General features: G+C 68.9%; 21 protein-coding genes and 1 pseudogene. 14 read left to right on the top strand and 8 right to left on the bottom strand.

Features of this window, described 5'->3' with window-relative positions; genetic code table 11:
* Positions 1-33: 33 nt before the first annotated feature.
* The 5 genes from CA982_RS06530 to CA982_RS06510 all read left to right on the top strand — a co-directional run bounded on the left by CA982_RS06530 (position 34) and on the right by CA982_RS06510 (position 4,435).
* Positions 34-513: a DUF4334 domain-containing protein gene (locus CA982_RS06530; protein ID WP_086534533.1), complete on the top strand. Its 480-nt coding sequence runs from the start codon at positions 34-36 to the stop codon at positions 511-513.
* 142 nt (positions 514-655) lie between these two features.
* A complete protein-coding gene (locus tag CA982_RS06525; protein WP_208617899.1) occupies positions 656-1,876 on the top strand; it encodes a cysteine desulfurase family protein in 1,221 nt (406 codons plus the stop codon).
* Positions 1,876-2,994: a tRNA 2-thiouridine(34) synthase MnmA gene (mnmA, locus tag CA982_RS06520; protein WP_086534531.1), complete on the top strand. Its 1,119-nt coding sequence runs from the start codon at positions 1,876-1,878 to the stop codon at positions 2,992-2,994. The genes CA982_RS06525 and mnmA overlap by 1 nt, the downstream gene beginning before the upstream one ends.
* Positions 2,991-4,007 (top strand): uroporphyrinogen decarboxylase/cobalamine-independent methonine synthase family protein, encoded by a 1,017-nt coding sequence (locus CA982_RS06515; RefSeq protein ID WP_086534698.1) that lies wholly within the window; start codon positions 2,991-2,993, stop codon positions 4,005-4,007. Before mnmA ends, CA982_RS06515 begins: the two co-directional genes overlap by 4 nt.
* Before the next feature lie 41 nt (positions 4,008-4,048).
* Positions 4,049-4,435, top strand: a complete 387-nt coding sequence (locus CA982_RS06510; protein WP_086534530.1) for an MmcQ/YjbR family DNA-binding protein — start codon at positions 4,049-4,051, stop codon at positions 4,433-4,435.
* 341 nt (positions 4,436-4,776) lie between these two features.
* On the opposite strand, the gene CA982_RS06500 is transcribed toward CA982_RS06510, so the two are convergent.
* Both CA982_RS06500 and CA982_RS06495 read right to left on the bottom strand, forming a co-directional pair.
* On the bottom strand, positions 4,777-5,259 hold the full coding sequence (locus tag CA982_RS06500) for a hypothetical protein (RefSeq protein ID WP_143412529.1): 483 nt from the start codon (positions 5,257-5,259) through the stop codon (positions 4,777-4,779).
* Positions 5,252-5,749 carry a hypothetical protein gene (locus tag CA982_RS06495; RefSeq protein ID WP_086534527.1) on the bottom strand — a complete coding sequence of 166 codons (498 nt, stop codon included), beginning with the start codon at positions 5,747-5,749 and terminating at the stop codon, positions 5,252-5,254. Before CA982_RS06495 ends, CA982_RS06500 begins: the two co-directional genes overlap by 8 nt.
* Before the next feature lie 384 nt (positions 5,750-6,133).
* Between CA982_RS06495 and CA982_RS06490 the strand changes: the two genes are divergently transcribed.
* The gene (locus CA982_RS06490) at positions 6,134-7,378 is read left to right on the top strand and encodes an HNH endonuclease (protein ID WP_086534526.1); all 1,245 of its coding nucleotides are present in this window, start codon (positions 6,134-6,136) and stop codon (positions 7,376-7,378) included.
* Between the two features lie 311 nt (positions 7,379-7,689).
* Positions 7,690-9,780: an NAD-dependent DNA ligase LigA gene (gene ligA, locus CA982_RS06485; RefSeq protein ID WP_086534525.1), complete on the top strand. Its 2,091-nt coding sequence runs from the start codon at positions 7,690-7,692 to the stop codon at positions 9,778-9,780.
* 4 nt (positions 9,781-9,784) lie between these two features.
* Here ligA and CA982_RS06480 read toward each other — a convergent pair whose 3' ends face one another.
* Together CA982_RS06480 and CA982_RS06475 are read right to left on the bottom strand one after the other, a co-directional pair.
* A complete protein-coding gene (locus tag CA982_RS06480; RefSeq protein WP_086534524.1) occupies positions 9,785-10,300 on the bottom strand; it encodes an O-acetyl-ADP-ribose deacetylase in 516 nt (171 codons plus the stop codon).
* A 41-nt stretch (positions 10,301-10,341) separates the two neighbouring features.
* Positions 10,342-11,010, bottom strand: coding sequence for an ACT domain-containing protein (locus CA982_RS06475; protein WP_086534523.1), 669 nt, complete (start codon positions 11,008-11,010; stop codon positions 10,342-10,344).
* Positions 11,011-11,184: 174 nt separating this feature from the next.
* Between CA982_RS06475 and gatC the strand changes: the two genes are divergently transcribed.
* Both gatC and gatA read left to right on the top strand, forming a co-directional pair.
* The gene (gatC, locus tag CA982_RS06470) at positions 11,185-11,496 is read left to right on the top strand and encodes an Asp-tRNA(Asn)/Glu-tRNA(Gln) amidotransferase subunit GatC (protein WP_086534522.1); all 312 of its coding nucleotides are present in this window, start codon (positions 11,185-11,187) and stop codon (positions 11,494-11,496) included.
* On the top strand, positions 11,493-12,998 hold the full coding sequence (gene gatA, locus CA982_RS06465) for an Asp-tRNA(Asn)/Glu-tRNA(Gln) amidotransferase subunit GatA (RefSeq protein WP_086534521.1): 1,506 nt from the start codon (positions 11,493-11,495) through the stop codon (positions 12,996-12,998). The genes gatC and gatA overlap by 4 nt, the downstream gene beginning before the upstream one ends.
* A gap of 7 nt (positions 12,999-13,005) precedes the next feature.
* Here gatA and CA982_RS06460 read toward each other — a convergent pair whose 3' ends face one another.
* Together CA982_RS06460 and CA982_RS06455 are read right to left on the bottom strand one after the other, a co-directional pair.
* Positions 13,006-14,250, bottom strand: coding sequence for an alpha/beta-hydrolase family protein (locus CA982_RS06460; protein WP_086534520.1), 1,245 nt, complete (start codon positions 14,248-14,250; stop codon positions 13,006-13,008).
* Positions 14,247-14,951: a hypothetical protein gene (locus CA982_RS06455; RefSeq protein WP_414963026.1), complete on the bottom strand. Its 705-nt coding sequence runs from the start codon at positions 14,949-14,951 to the stop codon at positions 14,247-14,249. The genes CA982_RS06460 and CA982_RS06455 overlap by 4 nt, the downstream gene beginning before the upstream one ends.
* Positions 14,952-15,116: 165 nt before the next feature.
* Between CA982_RS06455 and CA982_RS06450 the strand changes: the two genes are divergently transcribed.
* The 3 genes from CA982_RS06450 (at position 15,117) to CA982_RS06440 (ending at position 18,195) form a co-directional block, all read left to right on the top strand.
* Positions 15,117-16,409: a sensor histidine kinase gene (locus tag CA982_RS06450; RefSeq protein WP_086534518.1), complete on the top strand. Its 1,293-nt coding sequence runs from the start codon at positions 15,117-15,119 to the stop codon at positions 16,407-16,409.
* 9 nt (positions 16,410-16,418) lie between these two features.
* Entirely contained in the window at positions 16,419-17,069 is a 651-nt protein-coding gene (locus CA982_RS06445) for a response regulator (RefSeq protein WP_033203972.1), read from the top strand.
* Positions 17,070-17,160: 91 nt separating this feature from the next.
* Positions 17,161-18,195 (top strand): 6-phosphofructokinase, encoded by a 1,035-nt coding sequence (locus CA982_RS06440; RefSeq protein ID WP_064570641.1) that lies wholly within the window; start codon positions 17,161-17,163, stop codon positions 18,193-18,195.
* A 13-nt stretch (positions 18,196-18,208) separates the two neighbouring features.
* On the opposite strand, the gene CA982_RS06435 is transcribed toward CA982_RS06440, so the two are convergent.
* A complete protein-coding gene (locus CA982_RS06435) occupies positions 18,209-18,442 on the bottom strand; it encodes a PspC domain-containing protein (protein WP_086534517.1) in 234 nt (77 codons plus the stop codon).
* A gap of 133 nt (positions 18,443-18,575) precedes the next feature.
* Here CA982_RS06435 and gatB point away from each other — a divergent pair, with 133 nt between their 5' ends.
* The gene (gene gatB, locus CA982_RS06430; protein ID WP_086534516.1) at positions 18,576-20,081 is read left to right on the top strand and encodes an Asp-tRNA(Asn)/Glu-tRNA(Gln) amidotransferase subunit GatB; all 1,506 of its coding nucleotides are present in this window, start codon (positions 18,576-18,578) and stop codon (positions 20,079-20,081) included.
* A gap of 303 nt (positions 20,082-20,384) precedes the next feature.
* On the opposite strand, the gene CA982_RS06425 is transcribed toward gatB, so the two are convergent.
* Entirely contained in the window at positions 20,385-21,590 is a 1,206-nt protein-coding gene (locus CA982_RS06425; RefSeq protein WP_244176150.1) for a PQQ-dependent sugar dehydrogenase, read from the bottom strand.
* Positions 21,591-21,697: 107 nt separating this feature from the next.
* On the opposite strand from CA982_RS06425, the pseudogene CA982_RS06420 reads away from it, so the two are divergent.
* Positions 21,698-22,050: pseudogene (locus tag CA982_RS06420) on the top strand (DoxX family protein); the annotation flags it as partial.

The raw sequence follows: 22,050 nt of genomic DNA, 5'->3' as shown, positions 1-22,050 counted from the left end.
GGACGATCAACCGCGTACCTCCAGGAGGCGACGATGACGTCCACGCAAACCCGAGAAGCCGCGCGCGCCAAGTTCTTCGAGCTCCGGGACGTCGACGGCCGGGTCGACGACGCCGACCTCGACACCGTCTGGGCCGGACTGTCGACGCTACGGCCCGAGGAGATGCTCGGCGCGTGGAAGGGCGGGGAGTTCACGACCGGGCACGCCATCAACGGCATGCTCGCCAAGGCGAACTGGTTCGGCAAGACCTTCACCTCGCGCAGCGACGTCCAGCCGCTGGTGTGCCGCGACGAGAACGGCGATCTCTACTCCAACGAAAAGCTGGGCAAGGGCGAGGCGAGCCTGTGGGCGATCGAGTTCCGGGGCGAGATCACCGCGTCGATGGTCTACGACGGCCAGCCCGTCATCGATCACTTCAAGCGCGTCGACGACACCACGGTGATGGGGATCATGAACGGCAAGGGCGGCGTCATCGACGGTCGTCACCTGTACTTCTACCTCGAGCGGGTCTGAGAGCGACCGGTCGATCCGGCGTTTCGCGCCCTCCGGCACCCGCTTTCGCCGTCGTCCGGCGGCAACCGGGCCGGCAGCCCGCCGATCGGCCGGCCGATCGCGGAATTTGTCGGCGCCCGGCGCGCGTTTATCCTTGCTAGCGATGCCCGTGCCAAGCCGACCGCCCGTGAAGGCGCCTGTCTACCTCGACCACGCCGCTTCGACGCAGATGCTGCCCGAAGCCGTCGAGGCGATGACCGCCGTCTTCGCCCAGCCGGGTAACGCCTCGTCACTGCACGGGTCCGGTCGCACCGCCCGCCGCCGGCTCGAGGAGTCGCGCGAGGCCATCGCCGCGGCCGTCGGTGCCCGGCCGTCCGAGGTCGTCTTCACCGGGGGCGGAACCGAGTCCGACAATCTGGCGGTCAAGGGGATCTTCTGGGCCCGGCGCAACGCCGACCCGCGTCGTCGCCGGATCATCACCTCGGCGATCGAGCACCATGCGGTTCTCGACCCCGCGCAGTGGCTCGCCGACGAGGCCGACGCCGAACTCGTGCTGCTGCCCGTCGACGCCGACGGTGTGATCTCGCCGGCCGACCTGCGCGCCGAGCTCGAGGCGCATGCCGACGAGACCGCCCTCATCTCGATCATGTGGGCCAACAACGAGGTCGGCACGATCCAGCCGATCACCGAGATCGCCGCGCTGGGGTCCGAGTTCGGGATACCGGTGCACTCCGATGCGATCCAGGCGGTCGGCCACCTGCCGGTCGACTTCGCCGCGAGCGGCCTCTCCGCACTCAGCCTGACCGCCCACAAGTTCGGCGGCCCGCAGGGCGTCGGTGCCCTGCTACTGGGCCGGGACGTCGGATGCGTCCCGCTGCTGCACGGCGGCGGCCACGAGCGTGACGTCCGGTCGGGAACCCAGGATGTCGCCGGTGCGGCCGGCATGGCCGCCGCGCTGTCGTGGTGCGTCGAGAACCTGGAGGCGAACACCGCCCACGTGCGAGCGCTGCAGACCCGGCTGACCGAGGTCCTCCTCGGCGTCGACGGAGCGGTGCGCAACGGGGCCGACGGCGACGGTCGCCTCCCCGGGAACGTGCACGTGTCGTTCGCCGGATGCGAGGGTGACTCGCTGCTGATGCTCCTCGACGCCAAGGGCGTCGAATGTTCGACCGGATCGGCCTGCACCGCAGGCGTCGCGCAGGCCAGCCATGTGCTCCTCGCGATGGGGCTCGACATGGCCGACGCGCGCTCGTCGTTGCGCTTCTCCCTGGGCCACACCACCACCGATGCCGACATCGACGCGGTCGCCGCGGTCATCGACGAGGTCGTCGACCGGGCGCGGGCCGCGGGGCTGGTGTCGGCCCCCGGCGGAAGGATCACCTGATGCGAGTACTGGCGGCGATGAGTGGCGGCGTCGACTCGGCGGTCGCCGCGGCACGAGCTGTCGAGGCCGGCCACGAGGTGGTCGGAGTCCACCTGGCGCTGTCCACGGCCCCGGGTGCGCTACGCACCGGCTCGCGCGGATGCTGCTCCCGCGAGGATGCCTCCGACGCCCGCCGAGCGGCCGACGTCCTCGGAATACCCTTCTATGTCTGGGATTTCGCCGACCGCTTCAAAGACGACGTCATCGACGAGTTCGTCGAGGCCTATGCGGCGGGACGCACGCCGAACCCGTGCCTGACGTGCAACGAGAAGATCAAGTTCGCCGCCCTCGCCGACAAGGCGCTCGCCCTGGGTTTCGACGCGCTGGCCACGGGCCACTACGCCCAGCTCGTCGACGGGGAGTTGCGGCGCGCGGTCGACGCCGACAAAGACCAGTCCTACGTGCTCGCCGTCCTGACGCGTGACCAGCTGTCGCGGGCGATGTTCCCCATCGGCGACACGCCGAAGAGTGAGATCCGGGCCGAGGCGGCCCGCCGTGGCCTGGCCGTCGCGGACAAGCCGGACTCCCACGACATCTGCTTCATCCCCAGCGGCGACACCCGCGCGTTCCTCGGTGCCCGCATCGGCGTCCGGCCGGGAGCGATTGTCGACGCGTCGTCGGGTGAGCGTCTCGCCGAGCACGACGGTGTCCACGGCTTCACCATCGGTCAGCGCAAGGGCCTCGGGGTCGAGTCGCCGGCCGCCGACGGCAAGCCGCGCTACGTCACCGAGATCGACCCGGATTCGGGGACGGTGACCGTCGGGACGGCCGCCGACCTCCAGGTCTGGGGGATCACCGCCACCCGCGCGGTCTGGACTTCGGGAGTCACCCCCGACGAGCCCTTCGACGCCATGGTGCAGGTCCGCGCCCACGGCGGACTCGCGCCGGTGCGGGCCACCGCGACCGTGGTCGACGGCGAGCCCGGTATCGAGATCGAGCTGCAGGAGCCGCTCACCGGCGTCGCCCGCGGTCAGGCCGCGGTGCTGTACCTGCCCGATGCCCGACGCGGCGACCAGGTCGTCGGGTGTGGTCGCATCGCCACCACCGCGTCGCAGCCGACCGTCGTACCGTCTCCGTGACCGCACCGGCACTGCCCACCGGCGTGGGCACCGGCGTGGGTTCGATGCCGGGAACCGACGCGCGTGCCGCCGCCGAGGTGGTCAACGGCGAACTCGATTTCGCGCACCTCGTCGAACTCCCCGGACGCGGCATCGGCTCGGATCTGATCGGCCGGATGGCGGCGATCCTCGTCGACCTGCCGATGGATACCGCGACGTGGGGATACCGCCTCGCGCAACGCCATTCCCGACTGGCGCGACGGGCGGCAGATCTTCTCGCCGAGGACCTCGACGTGGTCGAGGAACTCTGGGAGACCGCGGGTTTCGTCGGCACCGGACGCCCGTTCAAGGTGCAGGTCGCCGGTCCGTTCACCACGGCGGCGTCGGTCGAGCTGGCCAATGGGCAGCGAGTCCTCAAGGATCACGGGGCGGTTCGCGACATCGTCGAGTCGACGGCCGAGGGTGTTCGTGCGCATGTCGCCGAGGTGGAACGCCGGCTCGGTGCGCGCGTGGTGGTCCAGCTCGACGAGCCGATGATCGGCCAGGTCATCGACGGCACGGTGAAGCCGCTGACCCGCTTCGACCCCATCCGGGCGATACCGGTGGTCGAGGTGGCCCGAGCACTCACCGAACTCGTCGACCACGTCGGTGCGCCGGTGATCCTGCACGATTGCGGCCGGCCACGATGGGGCCTGCTCGACCATCTTCCCGGCGTCGCGTATTCGATCGACCTGACCACACCGTCGGCGACCGATCTCGACGGCATCGGCGCCCTCGTCGATCGCGGCGGCGTGCTCTTCGCCGGCCGCGTGCCGTCGACCGCGCCCGACCGCCCGCTGGCCGCCGAACACGTGGCCACCGAACTCGCCGCGCTGACCGACCGCATCGGATTGAACCGGAAAGTGTTGGCGGACAACGTCCTCGTGACGCCGACCTGTGGGCTGGCCGGCGCGTCTGCGAGCTGGGCCAAGTCGGCGCTGGCGATCACCGCCGAGGCCGGCCAGCTGCTCGGCAGCGATCCCTCCGCACTCTGAAACCCCTGCAGGCCCGGCGTCGCAGACCTATTCTCGTCGGTATGCCGCACCCGATCATGTTCGACGACGCGGACCCCTATCTGGGCCGCATCCGAAAGATCGCGCTCGCACTGCCTGACGCGACCGAGGTCGTCGCGCACGGTCGGCCGACCTTCCGCTGCGGCAAGATGTTCGGCAATTACGGCGGCGGCGTGAAAGGCAGCAAGGTTCGTCACGACCAGTCGATCCTGGTCCTCGCCGACGACTCCGAACGGCCCGCCCTGCTGGACGATCCGCGCTTCTTTCTACCCGCCTATCTCGGCCCCGCCGGATGGGTGGGTCTGATCCTCGACGACGACACCGACTGGGACGAGGTCGGCGAACTCCTCGACACCAGCTACCGCCAGATCGCACCCAAACGTTCGGTGGCCAAACTCGACTCCGTGTGAACACATGAGTGGTACATCCCTCGTCGCGACAGCGGGCCTCGCCGACTGCGCCGCCGACAACACCTGCAGTATGGACGGACTGGTCGCTGACACCGTCGTGTACGCGATGGGTGCTGGTGCGGTGTGTATCTGGCTGGTGATGTGGCCGATAGCCTTGTGGTCTGTTGTTGCCGAGCCGACGGGGAAGCTGCGTGGGGCCGCCTGGGCGGTCCTTGTCACCGCGTTACCGTTCGTCGGCGCGATCGCTTTCTGGACACGGGCGCGTTGGGTGCCCCGAAGGAGCTGATCGCGTCGGCCAGCCGCAACCCTCCTCATGCGACCGAATCGAACGAACGCAACGCCTACGCGACGGCGTGGCGGGAATCGTTGTACGCCGTCACACCAAGGTGGATTCCCGCGATCACGATCGCGGCCACCGTCATCGGAGCTCCGCCGACCATCAACAGCCCCCAGAACCCCGTCCAATGCGCCACCCCGTAGACGGTCAGAGCGGCTAGTGCAGCCACCGCCAGCCACGACACCCACCAACGCATCATCAGGGCGGCGACAACTGCTGGGGCACTGAGCAACGCGCCGAGTGTCACCAGTGGCCACGCACCGTAGGCAAACCACACCGGGTCGTCGCATGTGGCGCCGGCACGAACACCGGGCTCGTCCAACTCGCCGAACTTTCCGCACGACATCGATGACCACCCGGCCGGTTCGAACGCGTTCCACACCGCAAATGCGCAACCCAGAGCGGCCACCACGATCCATGCCACCCGAACCCATGCGACCGACCGCACGCGACCCTGCTCGGTTCGAGTTCTGCCGTGCTCACTCATGCGACTCAGCATGTGCTCGCGGCGCACCCGCGCGCATCCACACCTCCCGGATCGCCACCCCGACGAGGACGAGCACCATGGCAACGGTGCTGTGGAGGAAGACGCCGTCGATGGCACCCGGAGTGGCGATCACAAACAGGACCAGCGCCACGAACGGCATGAGCACGGTGATGATGCCGGCGAGGAGGCGTCGCGCTGCGAGCGCGTCGACGATCGCCGAGATCACGACCACGAACGCGGCGAATGCGTACACTGCCGGGTCCTGCCACCACTCCGGTGCAGACGACCCGATGAGGTCGACATAACCCAAGTCGGTGGTCGGGGTGTAGGCCGTCCAACCGTGAGGCGCACCGCCGACGAACGACGCGTCCACCGCGACGTGCTCCATCCACCAGGTGATCCCACCCGCGAAAAGTGCCGCGACCACGAACACCCACCACATGATGTGACCCGTGACCCGAGCACCGAACAACACCGAATGAGGAGACATACGGCAACTATCGCCCACGCCGATGCCGTCTCGTCGCCGACTCTCGAACTGCGACACACCGCCATACGCCGCTGATCAGGGGAGCAGCGATCACAGCAGACGAATTCGCGAGGCCATCGGCGACGTCGATGGCGACTCGACCGAGGTCCGAGCACTGTCCGGCGAATCCAGCCGACCCGGCAGTGTTTCGCGCTACGGTGTGCCGCGCGGACGTGCAGGAATGGGAAAGCGACGGGTGTGACTGATGGGATTCTTGTTCATCAGAGTTCACCACGGTTCACCGCTGTTGCGTGAGTGACATAGTCTGTCGCGCAGTCGGATTCGGCGAAGAATGGGTTGTGGAGAAACTTCGTCGTCGAACGTTTGGGCGAGTACCTTGGCGTCATGACCACGATCACCGAGCTCCGGGACACCCTCATCGGCATGCCGCCACCACCCGACGACGGGAGTGGTCGCGCCGTGTTCGAGCGTCTCGACGAACTGCGGGTGCTGCGCAACGTGGTCGATCACCAGATCGCCGTCCACATAGCGCTTTTCGACGCCTCCGATGCCGCAGCGCGCGCGGGCTCGACGACCCGGTCGTGGCTGATCGAGATGGGAATGCCCCCGGCAGCCGCCGGCCGTGGTGTGCGGATCGCCGCAGGCCTGGCGTCGTTGCCGAAACTCGCCGACTGCGCCGCCGACGGATATCTGTCTGCCGAGTGCGTGGATGCGGTGGTCCGCGGCATCACTCTCATCGACACACGTGCTCCGGCAGCGCTGTCCGACGACGACCGGTCGGCGGTCGAGAGCGAGTTGCTCACCCAGGCGTTCTCCGGTGCCACACCCGCCGAGATCAACGACCACGCCCGGAGTATCGCAGTTCGGGTCGCAGCCACTGACCCGGACGCGGTTCCGGCGGCTGATGATGCGTCACTGAACACCCTGCACACCCGGGTGACCGAGGAAGGCAGGGTCGCGATCACTGCCGATGTGACCGCGGTGATCGGCGAGAAGTTCTTGTCGATGATCGACGAACGCTCCTGCCCGCGCCCGGAACCCGACGGCGCTGACGATCGCCGTGGTGTGGCGCAGCGTCGCGCCGATGGGTTGGAACTCCTGCTCCATCAAGCGGCGATCGGTGCGGCGATGACGACCGCCGGCGCACCCCGCACCCAAGTCCTGGTGACCATCCCCGCGGACGGCGCTGATCCGGCGCGCCTGCCGTGGGTCGGGGCGGTCACAGCATCGACAGCCCGACGCCTGTCGTGTGACGGCGGAGTGGCCGAGATCGTGCTCGACGGCGAGGGGGTGCCGTTGCGGATGGGCACCACGAAACGGTTGTTCCCGCATCATCTGCGGCAGGCCATCGTCGTGCGCGATCAGTGCTGTGTGAAATGCGGTGCCCCCGCGGCGCATACCCAAGTCCATCACCTCGTCCATTGGGCTGATGGTGGTGCGACTGATCTGGACAACGGGTGCCTGCTGTGCCAGCGCTGTCACACCCAGGTGCATCACCACGGCTGGCGCGTGGTGATGGGACCCGACCGGCATCCGTGGTTGATCCCGTCGGTCGACATCGACCAGCGACGTCTACCCCGCCCGGCCTACAACCGGCGCACCATGCGACTCGACGACGCCCTCGTCTGACCGCCCCGCCCCCAGACCCTCCGGCGCCGACCCGACGCCACACGACCTTTGACAACTCCACAGTGTGCGACGAACCAATCGCTGCGACTCGTTAGCAAGACCAGTGACAGCATGGTGTTCTGATCACGGGACCTCACGCCCCAGCGGGCCTTGTCACAGGAGCCGCGCCATGGTGATGGGCGAATGCGGTCGACAGGCTTCGCCATACCAGGGACAACTTTCAAGCAGCCCAGTCGTCGCGTCAACGACGGCCATATGTGTCAGTGCAACGAACAGCAGGCCCTGTCCGACCGCTCCGATACCCTCGGAACGTGGCAGATACAACGGAGTCGGGTCAGCCGGTCACCGAGCAGTCGGGGCCGGAGGGCGACCTGCGTGAGGAGTGGACCGCACTCGCCGAGGAGATCCGCGAGCACCAGTTCCGCTACTACGTGAAGGACGCGCCCGTCATCACCGACGGCGAGTTCGACCTCCTCCTGCGGCGCCTGCAGGCACTCGAAGACGCGCACCCGGAGCTCGCGACCGCCGACTCACCCACCAAGCTGGTCGGTGGCGGCTTCTCCACGGCGTTCTCCCCGGTCGATCACCTCGAGCGAATGATGTCGCTGGACAACGTCTTCGACCACGACGAGATGCGCACCTGGGTCGATCGCGTGGTCGCCGACGCCGGCACCCGGGTGGACTTTCTCTGCGAACTCAAGATCGACGGGGTCGCTCTCGGGCTGGTGTACCGGAACGGGGTCCTGGAGCGTGGCGTCACCCGTGGCGACGGCCGCACCGGTGAGGACGTGTCCCTGAATGCGCGGACGATCGACGACATCCCGATGCGTCTGACCGAGTCTGCGGAGTACCCGATCCCCGAGGTCCTCGAGGTGCGCGGCGAGGTCTTCTTCCGGGTGGAGGACTTCGAGACGCTGAACGCCTCCCTCGTGGCGGAGGGCAAGGCGCCCTTCGCGAATCCGCGCAACTCGGCCGCCGGTTCGCTGCGCCAGAAGAACCCGCAGATCACCGCCCGTCGCAGGCTGCGGATGATCTGCCACGGCATCGGGCACACCGAGGGCTGGCGGCCGGAGTCCCTGCACGACGCCTATCTGGCGCTCGGCGCCTGGGGTCTGCCGGTGTCGACGCACACCACCAAGGTGTCCGACGCCGACGAGATCATCGACAAGATCACCTACTGGGGCGAACACCGTCACGACGTCGAGCACGAGATCGACGGCATCGTGGTCAAAGCCGACGACGTCACCGTGCAACGACGCCTCGGGTCCACCTCGCGCGCGCCGCGCTGGGCGATCGCCTACAAGTACCCGCCGGAAGAAGCCACCACCAAGCTCTCCGACATCCAGGTCAACGTCGGGCGGACCGGCCGCGTCACTCCCTTCGCGGTCCTCGAACCCGTACTCGTCGCCGGGTCCACGGTGTCGCGCGCGACCCTGCACAACGGTTCGGAGGTCAAGCGCAAGGGCGTGCTGATCGGCGACACCGTCACCATCCGCAAGGCCGGCGACGTGATTCCCGAGGTCCTCGGACCCGTCGTCGACCTGCGTGACGGCAGCGAAGTCGAGTTCGAGATGCCGGAGAATTGCCCGGCATGCGGCACGACGCTGCGGCCGGAGAAGGAGAGCGACGCCGACCTCCGCTGCCCGAATCAGGAGAGTTGCCCGGCTCAGTTGCGCGAGCGGCTCTTTCATCTCGCGGGCCGCGGCTCCTTCGACATCGAGGCGCTCGGCTACGAAGCCGCGTCGGCCCTGCTGTCGGCGGGGGTCCTCACCAACGAGGGCGATCTGTTCTCGTTGACCGCCGACGATCTGGTCCGCACCGACCTGTTCACCACCAAGGCGGGTGCGCTGTCGGCCAACGGCAAGAGACTGCTGGCGAACCTCGACAAGGCCAAGGACGTGGCGCTGTGGCGCGTGCTGGTCGGGCTGTCCATCCGCCACGTCGGGCCCACCGCCGCCCGCGCCCTGGCCACCGAGTTCGGTTCGCTCGAGGCGATCGAGGCCGCCGACATCGATCGACTCGCCGCGGTCGAAGGGCTGGGGATGACCCTGGCCCAGTCCATCCACGACTGGTTCACCGTCGACTGGCATCGGGACATCGTCGAGAAGTGGCGGGCCGCAGGCGTTTCCATGGAGGACGAACGGGATGAGTCGATCGTCCGAACGCTGGAGGGGAAGACGATCGTGGTGACGGGCTCGCTGGTGGACTTCTCCCGTGACGGGGCCAAGGAGGCGATCCTGCAGCGCGGCGGCAAGGCGTCGGGTTCGGTGTCGAAGAAGACCGACTATGTGGTGGTCGGGGAGTCGCCGGGCACCAAGGCCGACAAGGCCGAACAGCTCGGCGTGCCGGTGCTCGACGAAGACGCGTTCAAGAAGCTGCTGGAGACCGGCGAAGCGGAGTGATCGTTCAGCCCAACGCGGACTCGAACGCGCGGTAGGCGCGCTGATCGAACAGGACGAACCGGACCTCTTCGATCGACGTGTCCGGCACCGTTGCCCGCACCGTCTCGACCGCTGTGCGGGCCCCGTCGTCCATCGGCCAGCCGTACACCCCGGTCGAGATCGCCGGGAAGGCGATCGTGGTGGCGCCCAATTCGGTTGCCACACGGAGTGATTCGCGATAGCACGAGGCGAGTAGGTCGGAGCGGTCCTCGTCGTGGGAGTAGACCGGCCCGACGGTGTGGATGACCCAGCGCGCATCCATGTCACCCGCGGTGGTGGCCACCGCCGCGCCGACCGGGAGTCCGCGGCGGTAGGGACCCGCGCGGAGCTCCCGACACTCGGCGAGAATCGCCGGGCCGCCGCGCCGGTGGATGGCGCCGTCGACCCCACCGCCGCCGAGCAGCGTGGAATTGGCGGCATTGACGATCGCATCGACCGACTGCGTCGTGATGTCGCCCTGGATCAGAGTGATGGACGTCATCAGTCCATGATGCCCGCGGGACGGCCAGATGTGGCCGGCTCTCAACTCTCGGTACGCAGCACGGTGCTGACGATCCCGGCGAGGTAACCGAGCCGGGCGACCTCGGACGGCCGGAAGTCCGGTCCGCCGATGCGTCCGAGCAGAATCGCCTTCGACTCCGAACCCAGCGGAGCCGCGGCGAGGCGGGTGTCCATGTCCTGCCACGCACCCGGTACCCAGTCGCCGTCGGCGTCGAGCTCGGTGGCCCTCTCCAGAGGAAGCCAGTCGGCCCTGGTCAACGGGGTCTCCGGGGCCCCGGACGAGCCGAAGAGCTGAAGCACGCCACCGCTGGCGGGGGTGATGACCATCGCCCACGAGACGCGCAGCACCCGGGGCGCGTTGTCCACGAGGACCTGTAGCCGATCACGTCCGGCGGTGGCCACCTGGTCGACCAGCTCGAGTTCGCGGTGGGTGTCCAGGACTCCGGCATACGGCCGGATCGAGTCGACGCGGACACCGTTGACCTTCTCGGCCGCGGTGATCAGGCTGTCGGGCAGGGCGCCGGGGGCGACCTCGACGACGAGATCGTCCACTGCGTAGCCGTTGCCGCGCTCGACGACCTCGAGGGACAGGATGTCTGCACCGACCGAGCCGAGCTGCACGGCGAGCACACCGAGGCTGCCCGGCCGGTCTTCGAGATAGACCCGCAACAGGTAGGACACGTGCGACATTCTCGCACCCACGCACCCGTCGCGCGCACCGCCCGCGGCCCAACGGGTGGCTGGGGTGAGTCCCGGTCGCGGGTTCCCATAGTCTGGAGACGTTGCGCGAACCGTGTCGACGACGCGATGAGGGCGGCACAGAGGACGACTCGAACGAACAGTGATGTGAGGAAGGACGCTGCGGTGGCTGGCGAACCGAAGTCCATATCGCGGGACGAGGTCGCGCATCTGGCGCGACTGTCGCGACTGGCACTGAGCGAGGACGAACTCGATGTCTACGCCGAGCAGCTGGACTCGATCCTGACTCATGTCGCGTCGGTGTCGAAGGTGGCCGCCGACGATGTACCCGGAACGGCCCACCCGGCCGAGCTCGCGAACGTGCTCCGTCCTGATGTCGTCGTTCCCGGCCTGACGACCGACGCCGCACTCTCGGGTGCGCCCGCGGTCGAACAGGACCGATTCGCCGTCCCGCAGATCCTGGGAGAAGAGCAGTGAGTCCCGATTCCAGCGCCGCAGCGCCGCGTCCCGAGGGTGATCTGACCGGTCTGTCGGCCGCCGAACTGGCCACCAAGATCGGTGCACGCGAGGTCAGCTCGGTGGAGGTCACCCAGGCCCACCTCGACCGCATCGCCGAGATCGACGACCAGCTCGGCGCGTTCCTCCACGTGAGCGGTGCCGAAGCGCTGGTCGCCGCCAAGGCTGCCGACGACGCGATCGCCGCCGGTGAGACCCCGTCAGCTCTCGCGGGCGTGCCCATCGCGCTCAAGGACGTCTTCACCACGGTCGACGCCCCCACGACGTGCGGTTCCAAGATCCTCGAGGGATGGGTGCCGCCGTACGACGCCGCGGTCACCGAACGGCTTCGCGCCGCGGGTATCCCGATCCTGGGCAAGACCAACATGGACGAGTTCGCCATGGGCAGCTCGACCGAGAACTCGGCGTACCAGCTGACGCGGAACCCTTGGAACCCCACCAAGATCCCGGGTGGCTCGGGCGGTGGCAGCGCAGCGGCGCTCGCGTCGTACGAGGCGCCCCTGGCGATCGGCACCGATACCGGTGGGTCGATCCGTCAGCCGGCCGCCGTCACCGCGACCGTCGGGGTCAAACCCACCTACGGCACGGTCTCGCGATACGGCCTCGTGGCGTGCGCCTCGTCGCTCGACCAGGGCGGCCCGTGTGGCCGGACCGTCCTCGACACCGCGATGCTGCACGAGATCATCGCCGGACACGATCCGCGCGACTCGACGTCGATCAACGTGCCGGTGCCCGATGTGGTCTCGGCTGCCCGCGAGGGCGCCGAGCAGGATCTCAAGGGCGTGCGGATCGGTGTCGTCACCGAACTGCAGGGTGAGGGCTACCAGTCCGGCGTGCTCGGCTCCTTCCACCAGGCGGTCAAGCTCCTCGAGGAGCGTGGCGCCGAAGTGGTCGAGGTCAGTTGCCCGCATTTCACCTACGCGCTCGGCGCCTACTACCTGATCCTCCCGTCGGAGGTGTCGTCGAACCTGGCGCGCTTCGACGCGATGCGTTACGGAGTGCGCGTCGGCGACGACGGCTCGCACTCGGCCGACGAGGTCATGGCGTTGTCCCGCGAACAGGGCTTCGGACCAGAGGTCAAGCGCCGCATCATGATCGGCACCTACGCGTTGTCCTCGGGCTACTACGACGCCTATTACGGTCAGGCGCAGAAGGTCCGCACCCTGATCTCACGCGACTTCGCCACCGCCTTCGAGAAGGTCGACGTGTTGATCTCGCCGACCACACCGACGACCGCGTTCCCCATCGGCGAGAAGGTCGACGATCCGCTCGCGATGTACCTGTTCGACCTGTGCACGCTGCCGGTGAACCTCGCCGGAATCGGTTCGATGTCGGTGCCGTCGGGGCTGTCGGTCGACGACGGGATGCCGGTCGGGTTGCAGATCATGGCACCGGCCCTCGCCGATGACCGCCTGTACCGCGTCGGCGCGTCCTACGAAGCTGCTCGGGGCCCGATCGTCTGACCGTTCCTCAGTTCCGCAACGGGTGCGGCGGTCCGGCCTGCTCGGGACCGTATCGATGGCCGACACCGGCCGCCCCGTCGAGCGCGCCGAGCAGGTCGACGCTGGTCTGCACGAAACTGATGACGGGCAACCACGGCGCGTCGGGCACCCGCGGACCACGGACGTGGGTGTCACCGGTCGCGCCGTGCGGACGCCACAGTTCGGCGAACGACCAGCGCACGACAGGATCGCTGGAATTGGCGAGAACCGTTCGCGGCGTGCGGGAGAGCAAGGCGACGGTCCCCGCAGGCGGGGCGACCAGCACGGTCTCGTCGAGCAACGAGGGGTGCTCGTTCTCGAGCCACACCCGCGCGGCGTCGGCACCCACGGCTCCGAGGCTCTGCCCATAGAGGATCACTCGCGGACGTTCGTGCTCCGGGACACTGTCGAGGACGGTCGCCACCGCCGACACCACGGCGATCGCCGATTCCGCGGACCCGGACCGGTCGGACACGAAGGCCTGCCACGACGGAACCTGGTCGTAGGGCAGGGTGAGAACCCGGACGTCGCCGGCGAAACGACTGCCGAAACCGTCGACCGCCGCCGAGTCGACCCAGCCCGATCCGGTCGGCACCGCGACCACGACCGCGCGCGCCGAGAGCCCTCCCGACGCGGTCCACGAGCGCGCCAGATCGGCTGCGGCAGCGTCGAACTCGCCGACCCTCAGCTCGCCCCGCAGCAGAGTTCCCGGATCGTGCTGCGCCGACGACGAGACCGGCAACCGCTGTTCGTCGGCGCCGGCATCGGCGGGCGCGAGCAGCCCGGCCGTGAGTGCAAGGGCGCCGGCGGCGACCACTGCGGCGGTCCGCGGGACGGCCACGATCGCCACCACGACCACGGCGGCCGGCAGTGTCGCCGCAGCGCACCATCCCACACCCGCGGGTGCGACGTCGACCGCGGACCGGATGAGGTTCTGCCACCAGACCGCCATGCCGACCGCGCTTCCGAGGATCACCAGGCATGAGCCGAAGACGATGCGCCGCGCCTGTTCTTCCGGCCTGCCCCTGCTCCGCCGTGCGAGGACCCTCCCGGTGCACGCCCCCAGCGCGCTGAACACGGTGGTCAGGACCGCGGTGATCGTCGTATCACGTGGCAGGGTGCCCGGGTAGAGCGCGGCGAGGTAGCCGAGTGTCACCGCGATACTGATGGCCGGGTGCGGTAGCGATCCGAATGCACTGTCGCGCAACCACTGCGCGTATCGATGTGACGTCATCGCTGCCGCGCCTCGTGCTCGTCCGGGTCGACCAGGGCGCGTTCGACGCTCGTGTACACGAGTGCCGGCAGGGTCTCGCCGCGGGCGGGGGGACCGCCGTACTGACGCCACGTGTTCCACGCCAGCCCGATCCGGGCGCCGAGCGCGGCAGTCGTACACGCAGGCGTCCGGCAGGACGCGTACATCCGATCGATCAGCATGCGGTCCAGAGCAATCCGGGCCCACGCGCCGAGAGGGGCGCCGTCTCGCTGTGCCGCCCGCAACAGGTCGTAACCGAAGTCATGGGTGCGGCACAGGGGAGTGAAATGTTGCGGCAACGGCACAGGCGACGAGCAGTCCCCGTCCGGATCGACCGGATACCCGCCGACGACCTGGGGAACGTACCCCTGCGCCGTCACGAAGGACGCCGGAAGGGGCGCCACCGCGGTCGCCGGGTGCGGCCCCACGAGGGCGACGACCACGGCAGCATAGGGATTGTCGGCATCGTCCGGAGACGCCGCCACCGTTGTACCCGTCGCTGCGAGGAGTGGGCCTGCGACGGCGTGCGCGGTCGAGATCCACTGGCCGGTCAGGAGAACGGCGAGGGTGAGTGTCGCCGCCCACCACCGTAAGCGACGTCGGCGCCCGCGGAGAATCGAGCCGTTCGGGTCGGGGAAGCCGTTGTCCGGCCCTGTGTTTCGGATGTGCGCTGATCCGGTCATGGTCATCGACGCTATGAGGCCGATCCCGACCGGCACATCGCTCCGCGGAGCCGTTCCCGGTCGTCTCCAGGTCGGTTCGACGGCGCCGAACCGCTACGCCGGTATCGGGTCGTCTCCCTCGAAAGTATGAGGTCGGCGAGGGGTCGGCACGCCTAGGGTGAGGGCATGTTCGGATACCGCAAGAAGCTCCGCGCGGTGGGGGCGTCCTCACTGGAATGGGCGTCGACCGCACCGGTGGCCCAGGACCCCGCGGTGCGGCACTACTTCTCGTCGCGCCTCAACTGGTTCTTCCTGTTCGTGGCGCTGGTCATGTACTCGGTCGCCTGGCCGACACTGCCCATCACGCATTCCATGCCGGTGTTCGTGCTCCCCGTGGTCGCCGCCTTCGCGGCCCTGCCGATCGCTCTCGCGTGGTCGGCCCCGCTGTTGGGGTGGGCGATCTCGGTGGTCTCCGCCCAGCTCATCGGGATCGTCGTCCCGGTACGGGGCACGTGGGAGCTGACGATCCAGGTGACCCACCTCATCGAGCTGCTGGTCCTCACCTTCATGGCCTTCCTCAGATGCCCGCTCCGATGGATTCCGGTGGTCTGGATCTCGACCTCGATCGTCATCGCCTTCGCCGTGCAGCCGACGGCTCGGATCGGATGGGTCTTCGGGATCACCGTGCTGGCGGTCGTGGTCGCGTTGCTGCGGGGACTGATGGCCTCGCGCCGGCAGCTGGCAGTTCGCACCGAGCAGACCGAGGCCGCCGAGGCCGAGGCGGCCGTGCTCCAGGAGCGGGCGCGCATCGCCCGGGACCTGCACGACGTGGTCGCCCACCGGATGTCGATGGTGGTGGTGATGTCACAGACCGCCAGATATCGCCTGCCGGATGTGAGTCCTTCGGCTGCATCGGAATTCGACGCCATCGCGGACGCGGCACGCACCTCCCTCGACGAGGTCCGGCAGTTGCTCGGCGTCCTGCGCGTCGAGGATGCGGACGCTTCGGCGACGCCCAATCCCGGCCTGGCCGAACTCGATTCGCTGGTCGCCGAGACACGGCGCGCGGGTGCCGAGGTCGTGCTGGATCTGGACGTCGACGCCGACGAAGTCGGCGAATCTGCTGCGCTGGTGATCTACCGGATCGTGCAGGAGTCGCTGGCCAACGCCACCCGGCACGCCCCCGGCGGGCGCGTGGACGTCGAGGTGTCGCGCGGGGAGGGCGACCTCGTCGACGTCGCCGTGGTCAACACGGCCGCGACCGCCGATCCGCTGCAGATCGGCGGCAGCGGTGTGGGCATCCCCGGGATGATCGATCGCGCTCAGGCAGTGGGCGGTTCGCTGGTCGCCGCACCCACACCGACCGGCGGCTTCGCGGTACGCGCTCGAATTCCGGTGGTGCCTCGACGTGAGGTCGTCGTCCCCGAGCCGATCGTGTTCTCCTCGGGTTCCGGTGAGCCGCCGTCGCGACGACGGTAGCGTGACGGCGTGCCGATCACCGTAGTCATCGCAGATGACCAGGCCATGGTGCGTCAGGGTTTTTCGGCTCTGCTCGCCGCCCAGCCCGACCTCTCGGTCCTCGGCGACGCCGCCGACGGGGTCGAAGCCGTCGAGGTCTGTCGCCGGGTGCGCCCCGATGTCGTCCTGATGGATGTGCGCATGCCGCGCAAGGATGGCCTGTGGGCGGCCGAACAGATCCTCGCGTCGTCCGCCGAGCCGCCGACGCGCGTGCTGATGCTCACGACCTTCGACATCGACGACTACGTCTACGAGGCCCTGCGGATCGGTGCCTCGGGCTTCCTGCTCAAGGACGCACCCGCTGACGAGCTGGTGCGCGCGGTGCGCGTCGTGGCCGCGGGGGAGGCCTTGCTGGCGCCGTCGATCACCCGGCGGCTCATCACCGAGGTCACCGCCAACCGCCGCCGGCCGTCGCGGGACGACAAACTCGACACCCTCACCCCACGAGAACGCGAGGTGCTGGACTTGGTGGCCGACGGCAAGTCCAACGCCGAGATCGGTGCCGACCTGTTCGTCACCGAGCAGACGGTCAAGACGCACGTGAGCAGCCTGCTGAACAAACTCCGGCTCCGGGACCGAGCCCAGGCGGTCGTGTTCGCCTACGAGAACGGCATCAAGTGATTTCGCGGCCAGCGCCCGGCTCGCCGGGGCACTAGATTGGGGATGTTCGGGCAGGTTCGACCGATGACGACAGGGAGGGTGGTCTCACCAGATGGCCAAGAGGTTCGGCATTCTGACGTCCGGGGGAGACTGCCCCGGACTGAACGCGGTGATCCGCGGCGCAGTGCTCAAAGGTGAGACCGTCTACGGCCACGAATTCGTCGGCTTCCGGGACGGCTGGGCCGGACTCGTCTACGGCGACATCGTCGAACTGAACCGGTCGACGGTCCGCGGCCTGTCCAACCAGGGCGGCACCATCCTGGGCACGAGCCGGTTCGGTCCCTACTCCGAGCCCGACGGCGGCCCGGAGAACATCAAGAAGGTGCTGAAGAACCTCGAGATCGACGGCGTGATCGCGATCGGCGGCGAGGGTACCGCCGCGGCGTCGAAGAGACTGTTCGACGACGGCATCAACATCGTCGGGGTTCCCAAGACCATCGACAACGACATCGCGGCGACCGACTACACCTTCGGGTTCAACACCGCGGTGGAGATCGCGACCGAGGCCATCGACCGGCTCCGCACCACCGGCAACTCGCACAAGCGGTGCATGGTGCTCGAGGTGATGGGCCGCCACGCCGGCTGGATCGCCCTGCACTCGGGGATCGCGGGCGGCGCGCACGTCATCCTGATCCCGGAGAACCCCGAGAGCCTCGACCAGATCTGTGCCTGGGTCACCAGCGTCAAGTCGCGTGGCCGTTCACCGATGGTCGTCGTCGCCGAGGGGTTCACCCTCCCGGAGATGAAGGAGGCCCACTCCACCAAGGGTCTCGACGGCTTCAACCGACCGCGGCTCGGCGGCGTGGCCGAGGTGCTCGCGCCGCTCATCGAGGAACGGACCGGCATCGAGACCCGGGCCACCATCCTCGGGCACATCCAGCGCGGCGGGGTGCCGTCGGCCTATGACCGGGTCCTGGCGACACGCATGGGCATGGCCACCGCCGACCTCGTCGCCGAGAAGGGCTGGGGGCAGATGGTCGCCCTTCACGGCACCGAGATCGCGCGCATCACATTCGACGAGGCCCTCGGCGAACTCAAGACCGTACCGCTGGACCAGTACAAGGAGATCCGGGTCATCTTCGGCTGAACGCGGGTGCGCCTCAGGCGACGGGGGTGACCGTGGCGACGGGCTCGCGCGGGATGATGATCCAGAGCGCCAGGTAGATCAGCACCTGCGGCCCGGGCAACAGCATCGACAAGATGAACAGGACGCGGATGAGCGTCGGGTCCCAACCCCAGCGTTCGGCGATGCCGCCGCACACACCGCCCAGCCAGGAATTGGTGCGCGAACGCATCAGGCGCGGGCCGTCGTAGGCGGGTTGTGGGGTGGTCATGTCGTCCTCCTGGGTGGGCGTGGGTTCCGACGTCGTTCGCCGGTGTCTTCGACGCTACGAGCGGGTGCACGTTCCCGGCATCGGTGATCACCCTGAACGTGCCCCTGGGATATCGCCGCATAAACTGACTGCCATGACTTCCGCAGCCGTCGACCTGTTGGACTACGACGAGGTGCTTGCCGCATTCGATCCGGTGATGGGCCTCGAGGTGCACGTCGAGCTGGGCACCGCGACCAAGATGTTCTGCGGGTGCCCCACCGAGTTCGGCGCCGACCCCAACACGCAGGTGTGCCCGGTGTGCATCGGACTGCCGGGCTCGCTCCCGGTCGCCAACGCCAAGGCGATCGAGTCCGCGATCCGCATCGGCCTGGCACTGAACTGCTCCATCCGGCCGTCGAGTGTCTTCGCGCGGAAGAACTACTTCTACCCGGATCAGCCGAAGAACTACCAGATCTCGCAGTACGACGAGCCGATCGCCTACGACGGTTTCCTCGATGTCGTGCTCGGCGACGGCACCACCTGGCGGGTCGAGATCGAGCGCGCCCACATGGAAGAGGACACCGGCAAGTCGCTGCACATCGGCGGCTCGACGGGCCGGATCCACGGCGCGAGTCATTCGCTGCTCGACTACAACCGCGCCGGGGTGCCGCTCGTCGAGATCGTGACGCGACCCATCGAGGGCGCGGGAGAACGCGCGCCCGAGGTCGCCAGAGCCTACGTGTCGGCGCTGCGCGATCTGCTCAAGTCGCTGGACGTGTCGGACGTGCGCATGGACCAGGGTTCGATGCGCTGCGACGTCAACCTGTCGCTGAAGCCGAAGGACGCCACCGAGTTCGGTACGCGCACCGAGACCAAGAACGTCAACTCGCTCAAGAGCGTCGAGGTGGCCGTCCGCTACGAGATGCGCCGCCAGGCCGCCATCCTGCAGACCGGGGGCGAGATCGTCCAGGAGACGCGGCACTTCCACGAGACCGACGGCACCACGTCAGCCGGGCGCCGCAAGGAGACCGCCGAGGACTACCGCTACTTCCCCGAGCCGGACCTGCCGCCGGTGCAGCCTGATTCGGCGTGGATCGAGGAACTCCGGGCCACCCTGCCGGAACTCCCGTGGCTGCGGCGCGCCCGCATCCAGGAGGAGTGGGGAGTGTCCGACGAGGTGATGCGCGACCTCGTCAACGTCGGCGCGGTCGATCTCATCATCGCCACCGTCGACGCCGGGGCAGCACCCGAGGCGGCGCGTGGCTGGTGGGTGTCCTTCCTTGCGCAGCAGGCGAACTCACGCGGAGTCGACCTCGCTGACCTGACCATCACCCCGGCCCAGGTCGCCGAGATCATCGGGCTGGTCGACGAGGGGAAGCTCACCACCAAGCTCGCTCAGCAGGTCGCGACCGCGGTCCTCGACGGCGAGGGTGAGCCCGCGCAGATCGTTGCCGATCGCGGTCTCGAAGTGGTTCGCGACGACTCGGCACTCCAGAAGGCCGTCGACGACGCCCTCGCCGCGAACCCCGACATCGCCGAGAAGATCCGCGGCGGAAAAGTCCAGGCCGCCGGCAAGATCGTCGGCGACGTCATGAAAGCGACTCGCGGACAAGCGGACCCGGCGCGCGTGAAGGAACTGGTCATCGCGGCCTGTTCCTGACGGCGAACCGTACAACTCCCGGCTCCTGCGTGCGAAGAGCAACCTTCGCTCCCTAGAGTGCGAGGGTCGCGACCCCTCTGCTCCCTGAGGTGCGAGGTGCGACCCCCTGTTCCCTGAGGTGCGAGGTGCGACCCCCTGCTCCCTGAGGTGCGAGGAGCGCTAGCGACGAGCCTCGAAGGGTCTGGTGACGCAGGTTCCGGAGCCCTTCGTGGCTTGCTTCGCTCGCACCTCAGGGAGCAGAAGGTGGCTTCGGTACCTCAGGGACCACAAGCCGTGCGGGTCCGATGGATTGGCAGCAGAGCGTCACGTCCGGTCGTTGCCACCGCCGGCGGGCAGGAAGCGGAACACGCGGTCGTCGGTGGGTTTCGGTGACCCCACCTCTTTGTTGACGGTGGCCACCTGCAGCAAGCCGTTGGGTAGCGCAGCCATCCGGCCGAGTGCGCCGTAGCGGCGTTCCAGCACGACGGCCGGCGCGGTGATCGTCGGCTCCTCGCGGGTCGGCTCGTTGATGGCCTCGATGCGCTGGGTGCGTGTCGTCGAGACGAAGATGCTGCCGCCCGCGACACCACAGCCGGCGATCTGCGGACGGTCGGGCCACGTCCACAGCACCTTGGGGCCGCCTTCTTCGAGCACCTGCACCCGGTCTTCGGTGGCGGTCTGGTCGGCGACGTAGACGGTTCCGGTGGAAGCGTTGGGGCACAGCGACACCGTGGATCCGAAGCCGGAGGCGAGAATCGCCGGCCGGGGGCTCGCGCCCGAGGTGAACGACGTGACCAGCAGCACCTTGCCGGCCAGTGAGGACGGGTCGTCGGCGGCCGCGGGATTCCCGGCGTTGCCGGTGGCGACCACGAGTTCGGTCGGCGACCGGAAGAACATCGCGCCCATGTTCCCGGTGGCACCCTTCGGGATGCCGGTCAGGATCGGCTTGGGCACGTCACCCGGGGCCAGGCGGACGATGCGGTTGTCCGCCGGTGTCGTGATGTACGCGTAGATCAGCCGGTCCTGGGAGTAGGTGGGGGAGAACGCGAAATCGATGAGACCGCCGTCACCGGATGCATCGACCGATGTCTCGCCCAGGGTGCGGGCGGGACCGTAGCGCTTGGTGGTGATGATCTTGCCGGTCGTGCGTTCGGCGACGACCGTGACCTCGCCCTGCTCGTCACCGGGCATCACACCGCCCGTCGATGCGAGGCAGGTGGCGATGACAGCGGGGTCGGGGTCGACGCACGGACCGGTCGGGGGCGGCTGCGTCTCCCGGGGGGTCTCCGGGGGCGGAGTCGGCTCGGGCTGACCGCTCGGCCGGTTGTTGGGGCTGAACGCGCCCGCCTCGCGCTGATTGTCCTGCGCGGTGAAATCCGCACAGCCGCCGACCAGGACGACCACCGCGGTGAGCACCGTGAGCGCCGTGAGCAGGGTGCGCCACCGAACCCGTATCCGTCGACCCGCCGAGGCGGGTGAACTCGTCCGGCCGGCATCACCGCGCGTGCCCGTCGGGCGCCCCTTCCACATGGCGTCCACAGTAGTGGTGCCCCGGCTCGTGGCGCCCTGAGCATGGTGCCCGACTCACCCCGCCGGGGTCCGGTGACCACGGAGCGCGAGCCTCTAGAGTCGGGCGTGTGAGCGAACGCGACACGTCGGGCACCAGCGAGCGCGACACACGGGCGACGAGTCCCTACGACGAACCGACCGGACAGATCCCGGTCCCGGGAACCGGCGGTGGAGCGCCCGGTGCGGGAGCCGGCCCGGCGGCAGCGGGGCCCGAGGCCGGCCCGCCGACACCGCCCGCGGTGACCGATCGCGACGACTTCTACAACCGGCACGCCCGGCGGTCGCCCGCCCCGTACTCGCGGGTCGACGACCTCGACGACCTCGATCCGGGCGACGTGGAGACGCGGCCCGCCGCGGGTGCCCCGCCGCCCTCGCGGCCCGCCGCGGAGCCACCCCGGCCCCCCGCGCAGACCGCGTCGCC

Source organism: Gordonia lacunae, from assembly GCF_002149015.1.
Classification (GTDB): domain Bacteria; phylum Actinomycetota; class Actinomycetes; order Mycobacteriales; family Mycobacteriaceae; genus Gordonia; species Gordonia lacunae.
The sequence above is the reverse complement of the archived record's forward strand: the minus strand, read 5'-3'. Positions and strand labels throughout refer to the sequence as shown.

Coding starts and splice junctions, on each gene's coding strand:
- CA982_RS06530 (WP_086534533.1), top strand. CDS start 34: ATGACGTCCACGCAAACCCGAGAAGCCGCGCGCGCCAAGTTCTTCGAG.
- CA982_RS06525 (WP_208617899.1), top strand. CDS start 656: ATGCCCGTGCCAAGCCGACCGCCCGTGAAGGCGCCTGTCTACCTCGAC.
- mnmA (WP_086534531.1), top strand. CDS start 1,876: ATGCGAGTACTGGCGGCGATGAGTGGCGGCGTCGACTCGGCGGTCGCC.
- CA982_RS06510 (WP_086534530.1), top strand. CDS start 4,049: ATGCCGCACCCGATCATGTTCGACGACGCGGACCCCTATCTGGGCCGC.
- CA982_RS06500 (WP_143412529.1), bottom strand. CDS start 5,259: ATGAGTGAGCACGGCAGAACTCGAACCGAGCAGGGTCGCGTGCGGTCG.
- CA982_RS06495 (WP_086534527.1), bottom strand. CDS start 5,749: ATGTCTCCTCATTCGGTGTTGTTCGGTGCTCGGGTCACGGGTCACATC.
- CA982_RS06490 (WP_086534526.1), top strand. CDS start 6,134: ATGACCACGATCACCGAGCTCCGGGACACCCTCATCGGCATGCCGCCA.
- CA982_RS06480 (WP_086534524.1), bottom strand. CDS start 10,300: ATGACGTCCATCACTCTGATCCAGGGCGACATCACGACGCAGTCGGTC.
- CA982_RS06475 (WP_086534523.1), bottom strand. CDS start 11,010: ATGTCGCACGTGTCCTACCTGTTGCGGGTCTATCTCGAAGACCGGCCG.
- CA982_RS06460 (WP_086534520.1), bottom strand. CDS start 14,250: ATGACGTCACATCGATACGCGCAGTGGTTGCGCGACAGTGCATTCGGA.
- CA982_RS06455 (WP_414963026.1), bottom strand. CDS start 14,951: ATGACCGGATCAGCGCACATCCGAAACACAGGGCCGGACAACGGCTTC.
- CA982_RS06450 (WP_086534518.1), top strand. CDS start 15,117: ATGTTCGGATACCGCAAGAAGCTCCGCGCGGTGGGGGCGTCCTCACTG.
- CA982_RS06440 (WP_064570641.1), top strand. CDS start 17,161: ATGGCCAAGAGGTTCGGCATTCTGACGTCCGGGGGAGACTGCCCCGGA.
- CA982_RS06435 (WP_086534517.1), bottom strand. CDS start 18,442: ATGACCACCCCACAACCCGCCTACGACGGCCCGCGCCTGATGCGTTCG.
- gatB (WP_086534516.1), top strand. CDS start 18,576: ATGACTTCCGCAGCCGTCGACCTGTTGGACTACGACGAGGTGCTTGCC.
- CA982_RS06425 (WP_244176150.1), bottom strand. CDS start 21,590: ATGTGGAAGGGGCGCCCGACGGGCACGCGCGGTGATGCCGGCCGGACG.